Below are 14,204 nucleotides of genomic sequence, written 5' to 3' on the forward strand. Positions count from 1 at the left end.
GCTGTTTGCAGCGAGGGAGTTTTTTTCGTAATGAGAGGCTGTAGTCGTGCAGACTAGAATAAATGTTCATACGGTTCAAGATTGATTTGGCTGTCCTGCAGTTTCTTGCGGAGGAATTTATGGTCACGCTTTGGAGTTGCTTGGATATAACCGCGGATGACGAGATCGCTTGTTATGGAAGGAGCTTTTTCTTCCAAAGCAATCTGGCCAATCTTCCCCGCGATCTTATGACGCGCCACATCACGGAAAAGCTCCGGCACAGGACTCACTAAATCCTCGAGGAAAGCTTTTTCCTCCTCCGGCCAAAGTGCCCTTGTTTCCTTGACATAATACTCTTCCCAGTCCATGTCCGAACGGCCATCCTCTTTCGGAAGCTTCTTCAGAAACTTTCGAAACATGAAATATCCACCAATCGCAAAAAGTCCGAACATCACGACGACCCAGAACAATATAAATACCAAAAACCAGCCTTCAAGCATCGCATTCACCCATTCGTAACAATTATCTTAATCTATTATAGTATCAGCTCACATAATAAGACAAGCAACGTGTTTAAAGGACCTTCCCAAACCACCTTGAAAAAAATTCGAAAAAGAGTATAATGAAGAAGTCCTAAAATCAATACGGGGCTGGATGGAGTACTGGTGTCTTCCACGGTCTTCAAAACCGCTTGTGACCTGCGTGCCAGGTCAGGTGGGTTCGATTCCCACGCAGTCCCGCCAAACCAGTTGCTTTTGAAAAGGGACGTATCCCAATTCATCCAGTATAAGCAAATCGCACTTCTCAATCTGCCGTTTTAATCTTTGTAAGGTACCTTCTTTCATCGCTTCCTCTAATTGTCCCACCAAATCAGCCACCCTAAAGAAACGAACCTCAAATCCCAGTTCACATGCCTTAACATCTAAAGCCGTTCCTAGATGCGTTTTTCCTGTGCCTGGCGTCCCCATAAGTAGTAGATTCTGTTTTTCCTTTATAAAACGAAGGTCACAGATTCCCTCTTTCGAGGTTGTCGCCGGTAAGTGCAGCTGGTCGACCATTCATAATCCCTAAGCCATTTAAGCTCTCTAAATTTAGCCTTTTTTATCAGTCTAGCGATTTTGGTGGTTTGTCTGGAATTGACTTCAATCGATAGAACATCACGTAAAAATTGTTCTTTGCTTTCAAAAGGGACTTCCTCAAACTCCTCGATAATATGGGCAAGGTGGAGTGTTTTACAAATGGCCTTTAAATCGGTCATCATGAAACACCTCCTTCTAAGGAAGGACAAAGCCTTTTATCATAAGTGTGCAAATCTGTTTCATAGTTAAGCAAAATATCAGGCATGTGTACTTCGGTTAATTTTTCTGGATAAGTAGCTTCCTTAGCTTCTAGGATATAACCCAATTCATGTGGTGCTCTTTCAAGCCGTTCTTCTGCTTCCAAAGACGAGTGAATATCATCTAGTGTATGCTTCTCCAATAATTTTCTGATGCCCTTAACCCGTGATCGGGTTTCCTCCGGGTGTATCGTTAGATACGCTTGAACCCTTTCCGGTAAATACTTAAAGAACCGTGAATAGCTGCCAGACCGCGGCTTTTTCTCCCAATCTATTAAAATATCATTCCATGGAATCGCTCTTTTCGTATTCATATATGGGCGGTCTTCTTGGTAAACAATTTCCCCATCGCTCGTAAAACAAGTGAATCGATCCCATTCCATTTTAAGGACTAATGCTTGTTTCATTCTCGCTTTATGGATAACAAATTTATCGCCGTCAACTTCACTTTCTCCATATTTATTAACCTTTGCGGATTTCACTGAATAAATCGGAAGGTCGGTTAAAGGCAAGGCTTTCAAATGCTCTTTATCCACTCTCCAAAGCTCATCAATCAACACCTTTTTTTCATAGTGGAGACGTTGCCGATCCTTTTCCATTTCCTCCTTCATCCAGTCCGCTAATTGTGAAAAACTCTCCATAATCGGTGCTGTTGTAAACAGGTTATTCCTTGTATATCCCACCTTTTTTTCTACATTTCCTTTCTCATGCCCACTTGCCGGATTACATGGCTGCACTTCAAAACCGTAATGGCATTTAAATCTTAGAAATGAGTCAGTGTAGGTCCGTTTGTCCCCTTTGCCAATTGAAATTACTGCCGCAGCCAGGTTATCAATGCGTAAATAGGTTGGGACCCCTCCAGCCTGGTGAAACAACTGTTTCAACCCTTCAAGGAAACACTCGGTATTTTCGCCCGGAAGCGGGTAGCCAAATCCAGCATTGCTGTGTGGAAAACTCAGGATTAGGCCTTTGATATCTTTATAGGCTCCGTCCTTTACAACAGTCATGTTTCCGAAGTTCACCTGTGCTTCACCCGGAGGGTGTTCTAAACGCTCATGTCTTTCAACCTTGGCTGCCTTGAGTTGGGGCTTTCGGTGCGGATATACTCGCATACAGTCCTATAGGATCCTCTAAAGTCATGATCATTACTAAGATGTTCGAAGATTTTCTTATTGGTTCTCCGTTCTTTTCTCTTGAGTTACATGTCCTCCTCAAGCCAATCGTCAACAATTTGCCCGAATCCTTCCTCGTACATCATTCCTCTTTTAGTGAACTTGAGGGTTTCTTCAAAACTATCTCCGTCAGCGTATTTCTTAACTGTCCTCCAATTACAACCAGTTTTTCTTGCAATTTCATTTATCGACAAGTCTTCTTCTTCTCTTAAATGTTTGATATAATCAACCTTAGGCATTGCTAGCATCCTTTCATGTCCCCCCACTGTTGTGATCTCTCAATCAATACAGTAGGAGATATTTTAGGGGCTGGCAAGCCTATTTTTTATGCAGTTGAGTTCTGCACAAATTCCTCGCAAACCTCTGTACTTTTATTTTGCAATAAACATCGTATTGTACATGATTCTTATCACATAATGATCGATGGCGAAGTTTCAATGCGAGAACGTCATGGATTGGTGGAATCTCCATGATTCCTATAGAAGTAGAGAATCGTATTGCCAAGTATATCTTTCATCATTTTCTTCCTGAAGAGGTAATGGAACAGCTTATAGAGTTGCTTTTACCTCTCTGTCTGGAAACAGACGAAGAGGAGGATTTAGACCAAGATGAGCTTGAACGACAAGCTGTCTTGATGATTGAAGCAAGATTAGAGGGAAAAAGCTTTAAATAACGAACATAGCCATCGAAGAGTTATAGTTTCGATGGCTATGTTCAATATAAATGTCAACGTAAATATGTACATTATTGCTCGTTTAAGAGTGTACAAAATTACTCGCTTTCTGTTGTAAAGTGATCCTTTAGGCGGTAAGAACTTCCCACCATTGCTACTACCGATGCATGGTGTAAAATACGGTCTAAAATCGCATTAGCCAGTTTGGCTTCCTGAAAGATCTCATCCCACGCTTTAAAATTTACATTTGTCGTAAAGATGGTACTTCGCTTCTCATACCTCTGATCAATCAGCTGAAAAAACAGCTTGGCATCCTCTTGATCAATGGGCAAATAACCAATTTCATCAATTATTAATAGTCTATACTTTGTATAATGCTTTAATCGGGCTTCTAGACGGTTCTCTAGTCGTGCTCGCCTTAAATTCTGGATTAAATCATGGCACTTTATGAAATAAGTACTTGTCCGTTTCTTTGCTGCTGTGATCCCTATCGCTGTTGCCAAGTGGGTTTTCCCCACTCCACTTGGCCCTAAGAAAACAATATTCTCATTCCTTTCTATAAACCGAAGGGTTAGAAAATCTAGAATCTGCTGCTGATTTACGGACGTTTGAAAGGTAAAATCAAAATCCTTTATTTCCTTTAAGTGCGGAAAACCTGCGACCTTTACCATTGACTGAATCATATTCTGCTCTCGTACATCGATTTCATAATTAGTGAGCTTGATTAACGTATCAATAAGCGACAGTTGATTCTGTATGCCAAAATCAACCACTTCATTTAGATGTAAGTTCATTTGTTTCAACTTTAGATATTCCAAATTTCTTACTAGCTGTTGATAATTAGTTGCTGGATTCATTACTTATACACCTCTCCAATCGTTGTTAGGTTCTTCTTCGCTAAATCATCAATTTCTGGATAGTTGGGGGCTGAAACCATTAAACCTGCTTTATAATGTGCCTCTTGATAATTTAGCTTTGCTTGACTGATTGGATGCCGTGCAATGAGTTTCGTGTTATAATAAATCCACAAATAGTCATCATACAGCTGTATATCTACTTTCTTTCCTTGATATTCTGGTGGTACAGAATACTGATTAGATTTGTAGGAAATCATGTTGGATGCATTGACTTTTACCGTTCTATGCTTGATACGATAGGAATCTCTTATTTTTTCAGTTGGTAGCTGGAGTAAGTGGTTCCTTTCTTTTTTAAATTCCATAATCGGAATCTTCCCCGTACCCTGATGGATCTGGTGATTAACTCTGTTAGCTAAATCCTGTATAAACTGATGCAGCTCCTCTAATGTAAATTGACCTTGGTAGGCATGGATTTCATCTAATAGCTTCATCGTGGTCTCTATCTTCCCCTTTGTCCGTGGTCGTCCTGCGATACACGCTCTTACTTTAAAGCCAAAGTCTTTTGCGAACTGTTCAAATTTTGCATTCACTTTCCCTGGAGAATGTTCTGTTCTTGCTTCATCCATCACTGTTCTCATATTATCCGTAAGGAGTTCCGCAGGTACACCACCAAATGCTTCAAAAGCTTCCGTTAAAAAGGAAAATAGAGTGCTTTGAGATTTAGATATACTCATATGAAAGGTGCGTATTCTTGAGGTAGAAAGAATGAGTGCAGCTACATTTATCTCGACCTGCTCACCATCTTTTGTCTCATAAAGAATGTTTTCTTTCCAATCCAATTGCGCTTGTTTTCCTGGTGGAGTTTCAAAACGAACCGTCCCCTTTGGGGAAGCTATGCGCTTGTCCTCCGTAAAGTAGGCATTAAATTCTGGTGTACGTGCAATATAGGCACGAAAGGTGGAAGCTCCACACTCCAACCCATGATTATCCTTCAAGTATTGCCATAGTACTCGTCGATAATAAAACACCTGCTTAGAATTNAACAGAGTTTGTTAAAGGTAAGCATTTTGCTAGTTTAGAAGATTTAACAAGAGAATTACAAGATTATGTTCACTGGTTTAATCACATTCGAATCCACGGAACATTAGGCTACATAAGCCCAATTGAGTACAAGCAAAAACACCTTAAAAAAATTGTCTAGATTAGTGTTGACATACCAGTTCTGTTCTTGCTTCATCCATCACTGTTCTCATATTATCCGTAAGGAGTTCCGCAGGTACACCACCAAATGCTTCAAAAGCTTCCGTTAAAAAGGAAAATAGAGTGCTTTGAGATTTAGATATACTCATATGAAAGGTGCGTATTCTTGAGGTAGAAAGAATGAGTGCAGCTACATTTATCTCGACCTGCTCACCATCTTTTGTCTCATAAAGAATGTTTTCTTTCCAATCCAATTGCGCTTGTTTTCCTGGTGGAGTTTCAAAACGAACCGTCCCCTTTGGGGAAGCTATGCGCTTGTCCTCCGTAAAGTAGGCATTAAATTCTGGTGTACGTGCAATATAGGCACGAAAGGTGGAAGCTCCACACTCCAACCCATGATTATCCTTCAAGTATTGCCATAGTACTCGTCGATAATAAAACACCTGCTTAGAATCCTCTGATAGTAAGGCAGCGATTACTTCATAATACTCATCTATTTTCGAAGACTTTTTTCTTGTCCTCTTAGGAATAAAACCGTTTAAATATTTATCAACAGTTCTGCGATCTACACCTAACTCCTCCGCTATTTTGCTCTTATTAATTTTCATCTTCATATGCTCCATTATTTGTTTGAATTTTGTTAAGTCTGAAAGACTATTAACCTTAAAATCAATATCCACATTTAATGATAGATACATAACTAGTCACCTCATGACTAGTATGTAAAATTGAAGCAAGGTTGTACATATTAATTCAAGCGTTAGTGTACATATTTAAAATAGCATTTCTAGTTCAACAGATAATTGGTGTATTGGTGGCTCTATTGCCCACAACGGTTGGCTCCTTCCTCATGCCAATACTCAAGTGGACATCTCTATTGGCAGAGGTGGACCAATTTGATGGCAGAAATGGACCAGAAACATGTCAAAGGTGGAACAATCGCATGGCTGTAGTCAGTTGACCACCAATTCCACTCAAACAGTTTTATTTACAGGATCTAAGGCCACCAAAAAAGAGCCACGTACTACTTACTGTTTGTGTCATCCACATTATGGCCAAGAGAGGTTCGTTTTCATGCCAGGGTTGGGAGTTCAAAAATCATGAGTTTTTTATTTTAACATAAAATATTATTAAGTACCTTGCTATTTTAAGTAATGTAACTTACAATGACAATGTACTTAATAAAGTTAAGTAGTTGACTGGGAGTGGTTGAGATTGAACAAAGAATTGTTAAAGGGAAATATTGATCTGCTGATTCTTTCTGTTGTGAAGGAAAAAGAGAGCTATGGTTATGAGATTTCAAAGACAATAAAGGATAAAACAGAAGGAGAATATGAGATTCAAGAAGCCACACTCTATTTATCGCTCAAAAGGTTAGAAAAGCAGGGAGCAGTTGTTTCTTCATGGGGAAAGGAAAGTCATGGGGGGCGGCGCAAATACTATGCGATTACAGCTGAAGGTGTTCAATTATTAGATCATCTAATAAGTGATTGGAAAAAAGTTACGCATATGGTTAAACAATTTATATAAGGGAGGACAAATGATGAGTCAACATATAAGAAAAATATTTAGTCTCAAAGATATTAAACATAGTTGGATATTGTTACTTTCAGTTACTCTTTTTGGAATATCGTTTTATATTGATCGCCTTTATTCGAATGATCCAATTTGGATACAAGGAAGTTTTTGGATCTCATTTACTCTTGCGGTACTATGGGGCGCACTAAATTATATCAGCCAGATTCGTATGAATAACATGTATAAAAAACAAGATGACATTCAAGAATATGTAAATCAATTAGCTATGAGTGAAGAGGATAGACTCGAATTACAAACTTATTTAGAAGATTATGTCCAAGATTTAACCGAACAAGGCACAACAAAAGAAGATGCTACGAGGGAAGCGATTAATCAATTCAAGGTTAAAGAATTTTTATCCTTATCAAAAAATACAATGTTCTTCAATTTGCATGCTCATTATTATTTAATTGGTTGGACAATCGTAATAATTTTTTCTTTTAGTTTGGTTTGGCTCATAGGAATTATTACTTTCCCTAAGCTATTGATAATCTTAACTATTGAAGTTACTTTGTTTGCATATGGTTTAGGATTTTTTGGAATGTTTTTCATGTATAAGTTAATCGATGCGATTATTTATCGAAAGTTCAAAGAGTTATTTTAATAAAAACTATCCTGAATGGAGGAGAATTTGAAATGGAAAATTGGATTATAAGTATAATGGAGCAATTTGGATATATAGGTATTATCTTATTAATAACCCTAGAGAATCTATTTCCTCCGATTCCATCAGAGGTTATCTTAACATTTGGAGGATTTATGACCACTCATACAAACTTAAATGTATTCGGGGTGGTTATGGCTTCCACAATTGGATCAGTGGCAGGGGCAATTGTTTTATATGGTATCGGGTTACTTATTGATATAAACAGAATAGAAAAAATTGTTGAGAAGTGGGGGAATATCCTTAGACTGTCAAAAGGTGATATTCATAAAGCAAATAGTTGGTTTGCTAAGTTTGGGGTATGGGCTGTTTTTTTGTGTCGTTTTATCCCTTTAATTAGAAGCTTAATCTCCTTGCCAGCTGGAATGGCACATATGAATTTTGGGATTTTTCTGGTATTAACAACTTTAGGAACGCTAATATGGAATGTTGTTCTCGTTAATATAGGTGCTGCGGTTGGGGGATCATGGGAAACTATTGTAGGTTATATGGACGTATACTCAAATGTAGCATATACAGTGTTGGCGTTACTATTGATGATATTTGTTGTTTTATTTATCAAAAAAAGAATAATATTAAATAAATGAGTATTTTTTAATAATGGAATACATTTTCAGAGTCAAATTTTTAATTGTCCTGTAAGGATTAAAATACTTCTTATTTTTTAGTGAATGAATACGCTAATATAGCCTCCGTGTTTAAATCAATACTTTGAAGTGATGAGAATTTTCTTTGTAATACTACACTAAGTGATCTTAAAGAGTCGGGTGCTTTAACAGAGCAAGATTAAAAAAGTTTTCAAGCTTTTTTTCAGTCGAATCAATGGCTTAAAACAAGCTGCCTGACGGGGGGTCAGGCAGGAGGTCTATCAGTCTTTAGCGGAAGAGCTTGTCGTCCATCGGCGGCGTATTATGAAGGCCAGAAGGAGCCGGCTTTAGGTTAGGCCGGTCACCTTCTGGTACAGGGGAGCTGATATATTCGTACTCACCCTGACCATCAAAAGCCTGCCCCTGTGCCCAGCGGCCAGTGCTGCTTTCCTCTCCTTCTGAAAAGTTATACAGCTTGTAGGATACATCTAGTCGTTCTTTTTCCCGTGGAAAAGTGCTTGGTACAAGAAGGCCTTCCTGCTCCTCAAGCTCGGCGATTGCTGCTGCCCATTGGTTCTGGTGGTAAGAATCCCTGGCGATCAAAACGGATAGAAGGTCTTTCACACCACGGTCATCGGACATTTCATAAAGGCGGACAGCCTGGAGCCGACCTTGAGATTCCGCATTTAAATTTGCCCTGAAATCCGCCAGCAAATTTCCGCTGGAGATAATATAGCTGCCCATCCATGGGTTGCCAACACTGTCACTTGGACGGGCGCCGAGTCCTGCAACGATGACATGCTGTGGATTCATACCGCCCATTACTGCACCAATAACAGGGTCCTTTGCTGCTTCTTCCTGGAGCTGGACAGGAGCATCATCAAGTAGACGGGAAACCATTGTAGCCAGCATTTCAATATGGCCAATTTCCTCTGTGCCGATATCTAGAAGCAAGTCTTTATATTTATCATTTCCTCTGACAGACCATCCCTGGAATAAATATTGCATTGCTACACTCATCTCACCGAATTGACCGCCAATCAGCTCCTGAAGTTTCTTTGCATAATTAGGATCAGGTCGCTCTGGTTTTGCTTCAAATTGTAGTTGTTTAATATGGCTAAACATATTCATTCCTCCTATTCATTTTTTGCCCAAGCTTTAAAAGCTTGTTCCAATCGGTCTATTCCCTTCTTATAGAGGAAATTAACGGCAGGAAAATATTGCCGTTTATAAAGGATATAGGATACCGTTCAATATTGAAATGGGAAGGAATAAATTGTAATAGTCATATTTATAAATAAAGGCAGTGGCGTCTTCAACAATGAACTCATAGACGGTAGTAGCCAATGGGGAAATGATGTTATCTTTAATAATGTATTAGATTTATTATTCTCAAGGGGTGATTAATTTATGGTTTTTAATAGAAGTGAAAAAGAGAGTTTAATGGAGACTAATCTATTCATTGTAAAGGTTGAAATTCCTGATTTCATTTGTCTAGCAACTGAGATGATCAAATGACAGTTATGAACAAGGAAACGAACTCACAGTGGACGAAGAAACGTAAAATGTGGGGTTATGGTGCCGCCATAGCAATAACTCCTTATCTGTTAATCAAAATCGTTTGGACTTTGGGTCTCTTCATGCCGACCGAGCAAATGGGAAATGCAAGTTGGCGGACCGCAAACGCGATAACCATGGTTCTCGCTGCGGTAGGCATCCTGCTAGCACTAGCGTTCAGCAGGCCGTGGGGTGAGCGGCTGCACGCTTGGCTGGTTGTCTTGCCCGTCTGGATGGGTACGGGCTTACTTATTCCCATGCTGCTGTTGGCACCGGTACTTGGCCCTGCTGCAATGATGCGTGACCAGGAGGCAGGATCCGCAGATATTTGGGTGTACGAGCAGATTTTAGTAATAGTTTCCCTGGTTGGAGTTGGTATTTGCCTTCCGATCGCCTTCGCAGGGTACGTTAAAGCACGTTGGCCAGAAGCGATAGGAGGTCCAATCGCCCTTGAAGCCCGTCCAGACAACAGTCAGCAACTGCAGATTACCCTAGGCAGGCTCGTAGCGGCCGGCTGCATCCTGCTTGGTGTTATTAAGGTGTATTGGTCAGCAGGCGGGACTGCCGGCATCAACCCTGGCTTATTAGAAAATCGCGATGTATGGTGGTACCTACTGTCGCTGAGTACCGGCGTGTGGGCATTTGCAGGTGCGTGGGGCCTGCTAGTTTTAACTACACGTCGCGGTTCCCGCAGGTTCCTGCCTCCCATGGTGGCATCATGGGTCTCGTCAGGAATGTTGTTCTCGTACAATCTATTTAACCTGCTTTCTGCCACTCGCCCAGATGCACAGCCTGCCCCAGAGTACCCGCTTGCAAGGGTTATGACTACAGAGGCCGGCAGCATCCTGGGTGTAATGATGGTAATGATCATTCTGATGGTGCTGCATGACCGTAGGCAAGGCCTGCGTTGAGCGGAATGTTAAACTTTGTGTACAAATAGATACCGGTGCAGATGACGAATATCTTATGTTTTTTGCACCAGGCAAGGACTGACAAGATTGCACTTTTAAAGTCAGTGATAATGTTAAAATACCATTAACTAAATAATCTAAAAACAAAGATCCGAGCTTTCGTATCGTATGAAAGCTCGGGTCTCTTCATGTCGTTCTCTACGTTTTGTTGAAATAGCTCCATGTAGTGGTTAAAAAATGGCTGTTGAGGAATCCCTCAACAGCCATATGGCGTCTTATTCACTTTGAATTTGTCGGATTCAAATTTGGTTCCAATTCAATTAACTTTCTCGTTATCCACTTCGCTTTTTTTCTCTTCCGTTCCTTCCCTTACGTTCAATTTATCAAGCATGGATATCGTGCTTACAAGATGATTATTGAAGATTTGCCTGGCAACCTGGAGCAGCTCAACAATCATTGGATCTTTTAATGAATAAATGACGCGGTTTCCTTCCTTGATTCCCGCAACAATATTCTTATTTCTTAAGATCATGAGCTGTTGAGAAACAGCTGAACCTTCACTTCCAGCTAGGCTTTGAATTTCATTCACACTTTTCTGTCCTTCTGCTAATATTTCAAGGATTTTTATCCTAAGTGGGTGGGCCAATGCTTTAAAAAATTCAGCTTTAAATTGCTGCATATCAAAATCCATCATTGGTATAGCTCCTTTAATCAAGTAGTAGAAAGAAACGTTCGGCTGTCAGCTTCTATTTTGGACTCTCCGCATAATTGTGCACATTCTCTAAAGGCAAAATGCTTGCAGCCCAAACACTTTTGTTTGTCTAGTTGCTTCAATGCGTAAGTAATAGCATCACCCGTATGTTCAAAAAGGTGATTCTCGCCAATCGTCCGGTATAAGCCAGTTTTTTTCATAACTTCTTTTGGCTGGCTGTTTAATCCTGTTATCAATACAATACCATGTTTGCTGAAATCAGCAATAATTCCAGCTAATCTTGCCTCGCCAGTTGTATCCATAAAAGGAACCTTGCCCATTCTTAATAGAAGTACTTTTGGTTTGTAGTTGATTGTACTCAAAATTGACTGTTCGAAGGTCATCGCAGCCCCGAAAAACAGTGGCCCTTCAATGTTATATATAGATATTTGCGGACAGTCATGGCCGGCGGTTACCATACCGATTTCAACTTTTTGATTTTTTTTCAAATTGGGAAGAGCTTTAGCTGTCACCATAATTTCACTCATTCTCTTTGTAAATAAAATAATAGCTAAAACAAGCCCAAATTCAACAGCTGTTGTTAAATTAACAAATACAGTCAGGAAGAAGGTAAGCAATAAAACGAGCGAATCGCCTGTTTTTGTTTTTAACACGTGCATGAAAACATGCCTTTCACTCATATTCCAGGCGACTACCATCAAGATTGGTGCCATACTGGCCAATGGGATGCTCGATGCATAAGGAGCAAATAGCAGAAGGACCAATAAAACGACAATCCCATGAATGACTCCCGATATTGGCGAGACTGCCCCATTCTTAATATTGGTTGCTGTCCTTGCGATCGCACCGGTAGCCGGAATACCACCAAACATCGGTGTAATTATATTAGCAAGACCTTGGCCAATCAGCTCTTTATTGCTATCGTGTTTACTGTTTGTCATGCCATCAGCTACAACAGCAGACAACAAGGATTCAATTGCACCAAGAAAGGCAATCACCATTGCTGGCTTGATCATATGTACAATGTTTTCAGCAGTTAAATTAGGAAGTGAAAACTGCGGCAATGTATTAGGAATTGATCCATATGCTGTCCCAATTGTGGCAATATGATCTGAATAAAATATGGAAGCAACTGCTGTCGAGAGTACTAACCCAATTAACGGCCCAGGTACCTTCGGAAAGAGTTTAGGTGTAAGGATCACAGTGATAAAACAGATCGCAGCAGTTATAATGCTGTACATATTCACACTATTCAGGTGATGAGCAATTTCGAGAATATTGTCAGTAAATGCTTCGTTCTTCTCAACGCCCTCCAATCCTAAAAAATTCGCAATTTGTCCCGTGAATATGATCACGGCAATACCTGAAGTAAATCCAATCGTTACAGGCTTTGGAATGAACTTAATCAGTGAGCCTAATTTAAATAGTCCCATTAAAAAAAGCATAATTCCAGCTAAAAATCCCGCAATCAGCAAATTTTCAAAACCATAGGTGGCAATGATTCCAAACAAAATGGGTATAAAAGCTCCGGTGGGACCGCCAATTTGGTATTTCGATCCGCCAAAAAGGGAAATGACAATTCCGGCTATGATTGTCGTGTAAATTCCATATTCAGGTTTCACCCCAGAAGCAATCGCGAAAGCCATCCCAAGAGGAATGGCTATAACTCCGACAACAATCCCTGCTATTAAATCCTTTTGAAATGCCTGGAGATTGTAACCTTTGAACTTATTGAACATAGAAAATCTTTGTTGCATGATTAAACCTCCTTTTTTAAATATTGTTATATTTGATTATTTGAATATACAATAATTAAATTTACTTCTTTTCTTTTAAATTGTCAAAAGGATTTTTTTTGGAGAATTGAGGTCGACTATTGAGGATATGCTTCCTGCTGATTATAGTGAAGATGATGTTAAATCTGTCCTTGAGAAAATGGGGAATCCAGCAATGCTCGCAAGCGGTTATCAGGATAATCCATTGCTTCTGATAGGACCACGATACTTCGAGGCATATCTTGCTTTATTAAAAATGATTCTGCCCATTGGGGCTTTGATTGCAATGATTTCTTTAGCTGCAGAGCATATATTTCGCTACAACGAAGGGGAAACAGTTCTTTTGACGTTGAACGGAATAATAATTGAAGGTGTTGGAAGTGTTTGGCAGTTTGCTATGGACGGCGATTTGGTCAACTGTTTATTTTTATATTCGCCGTAATAAGTGTATTCGATGGGTTCCGAAAAGCAAGGACCCGATAATCGTAGAGATAGAAAGATTGATAGGCTCTACAAAAGTGAACCCGGTTTTGGTGAGGGGTTCACTTTCTCTTTGAGGAGGGACGAATCGATCTAAGATTCTGGAATGATTGTCAATGCAACTGTACGGGTTGTAAGGTTTTTATCCTCGTTTTTTAGGTTGTAGTATTTATGCATTAGATCATTTAATTCTTGTTGGAATGCGTCGAAATCTTGATCTGAGATTTTCAATTCTAGTAAGGAAAAGGTCGCCTCATCATTGGTACTACTCTTTTTCTCTAATGTAGAAAGGTAATTTTGATATTGGGTCAACAAGGATAGCTGATAAGAAGAAATATAATTAAGTTTTTTATCCTTGGAGGTTTTTTTCCATTCTTCTGAATCAAGGCGAGCAGCACCCTCATTAAGCACATAATACTTTTCAGAAACGGACCGAACTTTCTTTTCTTTTACAATCCTAATAACACCAGCATCAAGCATCGTCTGGATATGTCTGTATAAAGTCGCCTGTGGAACATCTTGAATGATATCGAGCATTCCTAAAGGTGTAAGACCCTCCTCGGTATTTCTCATCAAAGCCTGTGCTATCTTCATTCTTACGGGGTGCATTAAAATTTCCGCTTTGTTTGTCATTGGAACTCCTTTACCATCTTATTTTAAATGGATTTCTATATTGATAATGATAACATTATCAATATAGAGAATGAAAGTGTCAGTCAAGTA

Annotated in this window: 11 protein-coding genes, 1 tRNA gene and 7 pseudogenes; 9 read left to right on the top strand and 10 right to left on the bottom strand. The window is 39.6% G+C overall.

Features of this window, described 5'->3' with window-relative positions; genetic code table 11:
- Nucleotides 1–53: 53 nt before the first annotated feature.
- Nucleotides 54–479 (bottom strand): DUF2621 domain-containing protein, encoded by a 426-nt coding sequence (locus BQ5796_RS06785; protein ID WP_071459548.1) that lies wholly within the window; start codon nucleotides 477–479, stop codon nucleotides 54–56.
- Nucleotides 480–625: 146 nt separating this feature from the next.
- Between BQ5796_RS06785 and BQ5796_RS18070 the strand changes: the two genes are divergently transcribed.
- Nucleotides 626–722, top strand: a tRNA-Sec gene (locus BQ5796_RS18070).
- 6 nt (nucleotides 723–728) lie between these two features.
- On the opposite strand, the pseudogene BQ5796_RS06790 reads toward BQ5796_RS18070, so the two are convergent.
- Together BQ5796_RS06790 and istA (BQ5796_RS06795) are read right to left on the bottom strand one after the other, a co-directional pair.
- Nucleotides 729–1,240, bottom strand: a pseudogene (locus BQ5796_RS06790) (ATP-binding protein); the annotation flags it as partial.
- Nucleotides 1,237–2,735 (bottom strand): annotated as a pseudogene (gene istA, locus BQ5796_RS06795) (IS21 family transposase). The pseudogenes istA (BQ5796_RS06795) and BQ5796_RS06790, both read right to left, overlap by 4 nt.
- A gap of 141 nt (nucleotides 2,736–2,876) precedes the next feature.
- Here istA (BQ5796_RS06795) and BQ5796_RS18815 point away from each other — a divergent pair.
- Both BQ5796_RS18815 and BQ5796_RS06800 read left to right on the top strand, forming a co-directional pair.
- Nucleotides 2,877–2,960, top strand: a pseudogene (locus BQ5796_RS18815) (AAA family ATPase); the annotation flags it as partial.
- Nucleotides 2,957–3,160: a hypothetical protein gene (locus tag BQ5796_RS06800; RefSeq protein ID WP_071459549.1), complete on the top strand. Its 204-nt coding sequence runs from the start codon at nucleotides 2,957–2,959 to the stop codon at nucleotides 3,158–3,160. The pseudogene BQ5796_RS18815 and the gene BQ5796_RS06800, both read left to right, overlap by 4 nt.
- Before the next feature lie 98 nt (nucleotides 3,161–3,258).
- Here the strand turns inward: BQ5796_RS06800 and istB are convergent, their stop codons facing one another.
- Complete coding sequence (gene istB, locus BQ5796_RS06805; RefSeq protein WP_071459550.1) at nucleotides 3,259–4,017, bottom strand: IS21-like element helper ATPase IstB; 759 nt, start codon at nucleotides 4,015–4,017, stop codon at nucleotides 3,259–3,261.
- A pseudogene (istA, locus tag BQ5796_RS06810) lies at nucleotides 4,017–5,057 on the bottom strand (IS21 family transposase); the annotation flags it as partial. The gene istB and the pseudogene istA (BQ5796_RS06810), both read right to left, overlap by 1 nt.
- A 2-nt stretch (nucleotides 5,058–5,059) precedes the next feature.
- Here istA (BQ5796_RS06810) and BQ5796_RS17325 point away from each other — a divergent pair.
- Nucleotides 5,060–5,218: pseudogene (locus BQ5796_RS17325) on the top strand (IS3 family transposase); the annotation flags it as partial.
- A 19-nt stretch (nucleotides 5,219–5,237) separates the two neighbouring features.
- Here BQ5796_RS17325 and istA (BQ5796_RS06815) read toward each other — a convergent pair.
- Nucleotides 5,238–5,915: pseudogene (gene istA, locus BQ5796_RS06815) on the bottom strand (IS21 family transposase); the annotation flags it as partial.
- 517 nt (nucleotides 5,916–6,432) lie between these two features.
- On the opposite strand from istA (BQ5796_RS06815), the gene BQ5796_RS06820 reads away from it, so the two are divergent.
- From BQ5796_RS06820 to BQ5796_RS06830, 3 genes are read left to right on the top strand one after another with little or no spacing between them, the layout of a single operon-like run.
- Nucleotides 6,433–6,747, top strand: coding sequence for a PadR family transcriptional regulator (locus tag BQ5796_RS06820; RefSeq protein ID WP_071459552.1), 315 nt, complete (start codon nucleotides 6,433–6,435; stop codon nucleotides 6,745–6,747).
- 10 nt (nucleotides 6,748–6,757) lie between these two features.
- A complete protein-coding gene (locus BQ5796_RS06825; protein WP_141769928.1) occupies nucleotides 6,758–7,399 on the top strand; it encodes a hypothetical protein in 642 nt (213 codons plus the stop codon).
- A 32-nt stretch (nucleotides 7,400–7,431) separates the two neighbouring features.
- Complete coding sequence (locus BQ5796_RS06830) at nucleotides 7,432–8,046, top strand: DedA family protein (RefSeq protein ID WP_071459554.1); 615 nt, start codon at nucleotides 7,432–7,434, stop codon at nucleotides 8,044–8,046.
- Nucleotides 8,047–8,334: 288 nt separating this feature from the next.
- Here the strand turns inward: BQ5796_RS06830 and BQ5796_RS06835 are convergent, their stop codons facing one another.
- Nucleotides 8,335–9,171, bottom strand: coding sequence for a manganese catalase (locus BQ5796_RS06835; RefSeq protein ID WP_071459555.1), 837 nt, complete (start codon nucleotides 9,169–9,171; stop codon nucleotides 8,335–8,337).
- A gap of 389 nt (nucleotides 9,172–9,560) precedes the next feature.
- Here BQ5796_RS06835 and BQ5796_RS06840 point away from each other — a divergent pair, with 389 nt between their 5' ends.
- Nucleotides 9,561–10,514, top strand: coding sequence for a hypothetical protein (locus BQ5796_RS06840; RefSeq protein ID WP_071459556.1), 954 nt, complete (start codon nucleotides 9,561–9,563; stop codon nucleotides 10,512–10,514).
- 316 nt (nucleotides 10,515–10,830) lie between these two features.
- Here BQ5796_RS06840 and BQ5796_RS06845 read toward each other — a convergent pair whose 3' ends face one another.
- Both BQ5796_RS06845 and BQ5796_RS06850 read right to left on the bottom strand, forming a co-directional pair.
- A complete protein-coding gene (locus BQ5796_RS06845; RefSeq protein WP_071461183.1) occupies nucleotides 10,831–11,205 on the bottom strand; it encodes an ArsR/SmtB family transcription factor in 375 nt (124 codons plus the stop codon).
- A gap of 20 nt (nucleotides 11,206–11,225) precedes the next feature.
- The gene (locus BQ5796_RS06850) at nucleotides 11,226–12,983 is read right to left on the bottom strand and encodes a SulP family inorganic anion transporter (protein ID WP_071459557.1); all 1,758 of its coding nucleotides are present in this window, start codon (nucleotides 12,981–12,983) and stop codon (nucleotides 11,226–11,228) included.
- 103 nt (nucleotides 12,984–13,086) lie between these two features.
- On the opposite strand from BQ5796_RS06850, the pseudogene BQ5796_RS18820 reads away from it, so the two are divergent.
- Nucleotides 13,087–13,309 (top strand): annotated as a pseudogene (locus tag BQ5796_RS18820) (hypothetical protein); the annotation flags it as partial.
- A 265-nt stretch (nucleotides 13,310–13,574) separates the two neighbouring features.
- Here the strand turns inward: BQ5796_RS18820 and BQ5796_RS06860 are convergent.
- On the bottom strand, nucleotides 13,575–14,114 hold the full coding sequence (locus tag BQ5796_RS06860) for a helix-turn-helix domain-containing protein (protein WP_071459559.1): 540 nt from the start codon (nucleotides 14,112–14,114) through the stop codon (nucleotides 13,575–13,577).
- Between the last annotated feature and the right edge of the window lie 90 nt (nucleotides 14,115–14,204).

The organism is Bacillus massilinigeriensis (genome assembly GCF_900111815.1).
Lineage (GTDB): Bacteria > Bacillota > Bacilli > Bacillales > Cytobacillaceae > Mesobacillus_C > Mesobacillus_C mediterraneensis.

Excerpts from the sequence above, each read along its gene's own strand:
- BQ5796_RS06835 (WP_071459555.1), bottom strand. The coding sequence starts at position 9,171 with ATGTTTAGCCATATTAAACAACTACAATTTGAAGCAAAACCAGAGCGA.
- istB (WP_071459550.1), bottom strand. The coding sequence starts at position 4,017 with ATGAATCCAGCAACTAATTATCAACAGCTAGTAAGAAATTTGGAATAT.
- BQ5796_RS06785 (WP_071459548.1), bottom strand. The coding sequence starts at position 479 with ATGCTTGAAGGCTGGTTTTTGGTATTTATATTGTTCTGGGTCGTCGTG.
- BQ5796_RS06860 (WP_071459559.1), bottom strand. The coding sequence starts at position 14,114 with ATGACAAACAAAGCGGAAATTTTAATGCACCCCGTAAGAATGAAGATA.
- BQ5796_RS06825 (WP_141769928.1), top strand. The coding sequence starts at position 6,758 with ATGATGAGTCAACATATAAGAAAAATATTTAGTCTCAAAGATATTAAA.
- BQ5796_RS06840 (WP_071459556.1), top strand. The coding sequence starts at position 9,561 with ATGACAGTTATGAACAAGGAAACGAACTCACAGTGGACGAAGAAACGT.
- BQ5796_RS06830 (WP_071459554.1), top strand. The coding sequence starts at position 7,432 with ATGGAAAATTGGATTATAAGTATAATGGAGCAATTTGGATATATAGGT.
- BQ5796_RS06800 (WP_071459549.1), top strand. The coding sequence starts at position 2,957 with ATGATTCCTATAGAAGTAGAGAATCGTATTGCCAAGTATATCTTTCAT.
- BQ5796_RS06850 (WP_071459557.1), bottom strand. The coding sequence starts at position 12,983 with ATGCAACAAAGATTTTCTATGTTCAATAAGTTCAAAGGTTACAATCTC.
- BQ5796_RS06845 (WP_071461183.1), bottom strand. The coding sequence starts at position 11,205 with ATGGATTTTGATATGCAGCAATTTAAAGCTGAATTTTTTAAAGCATTG.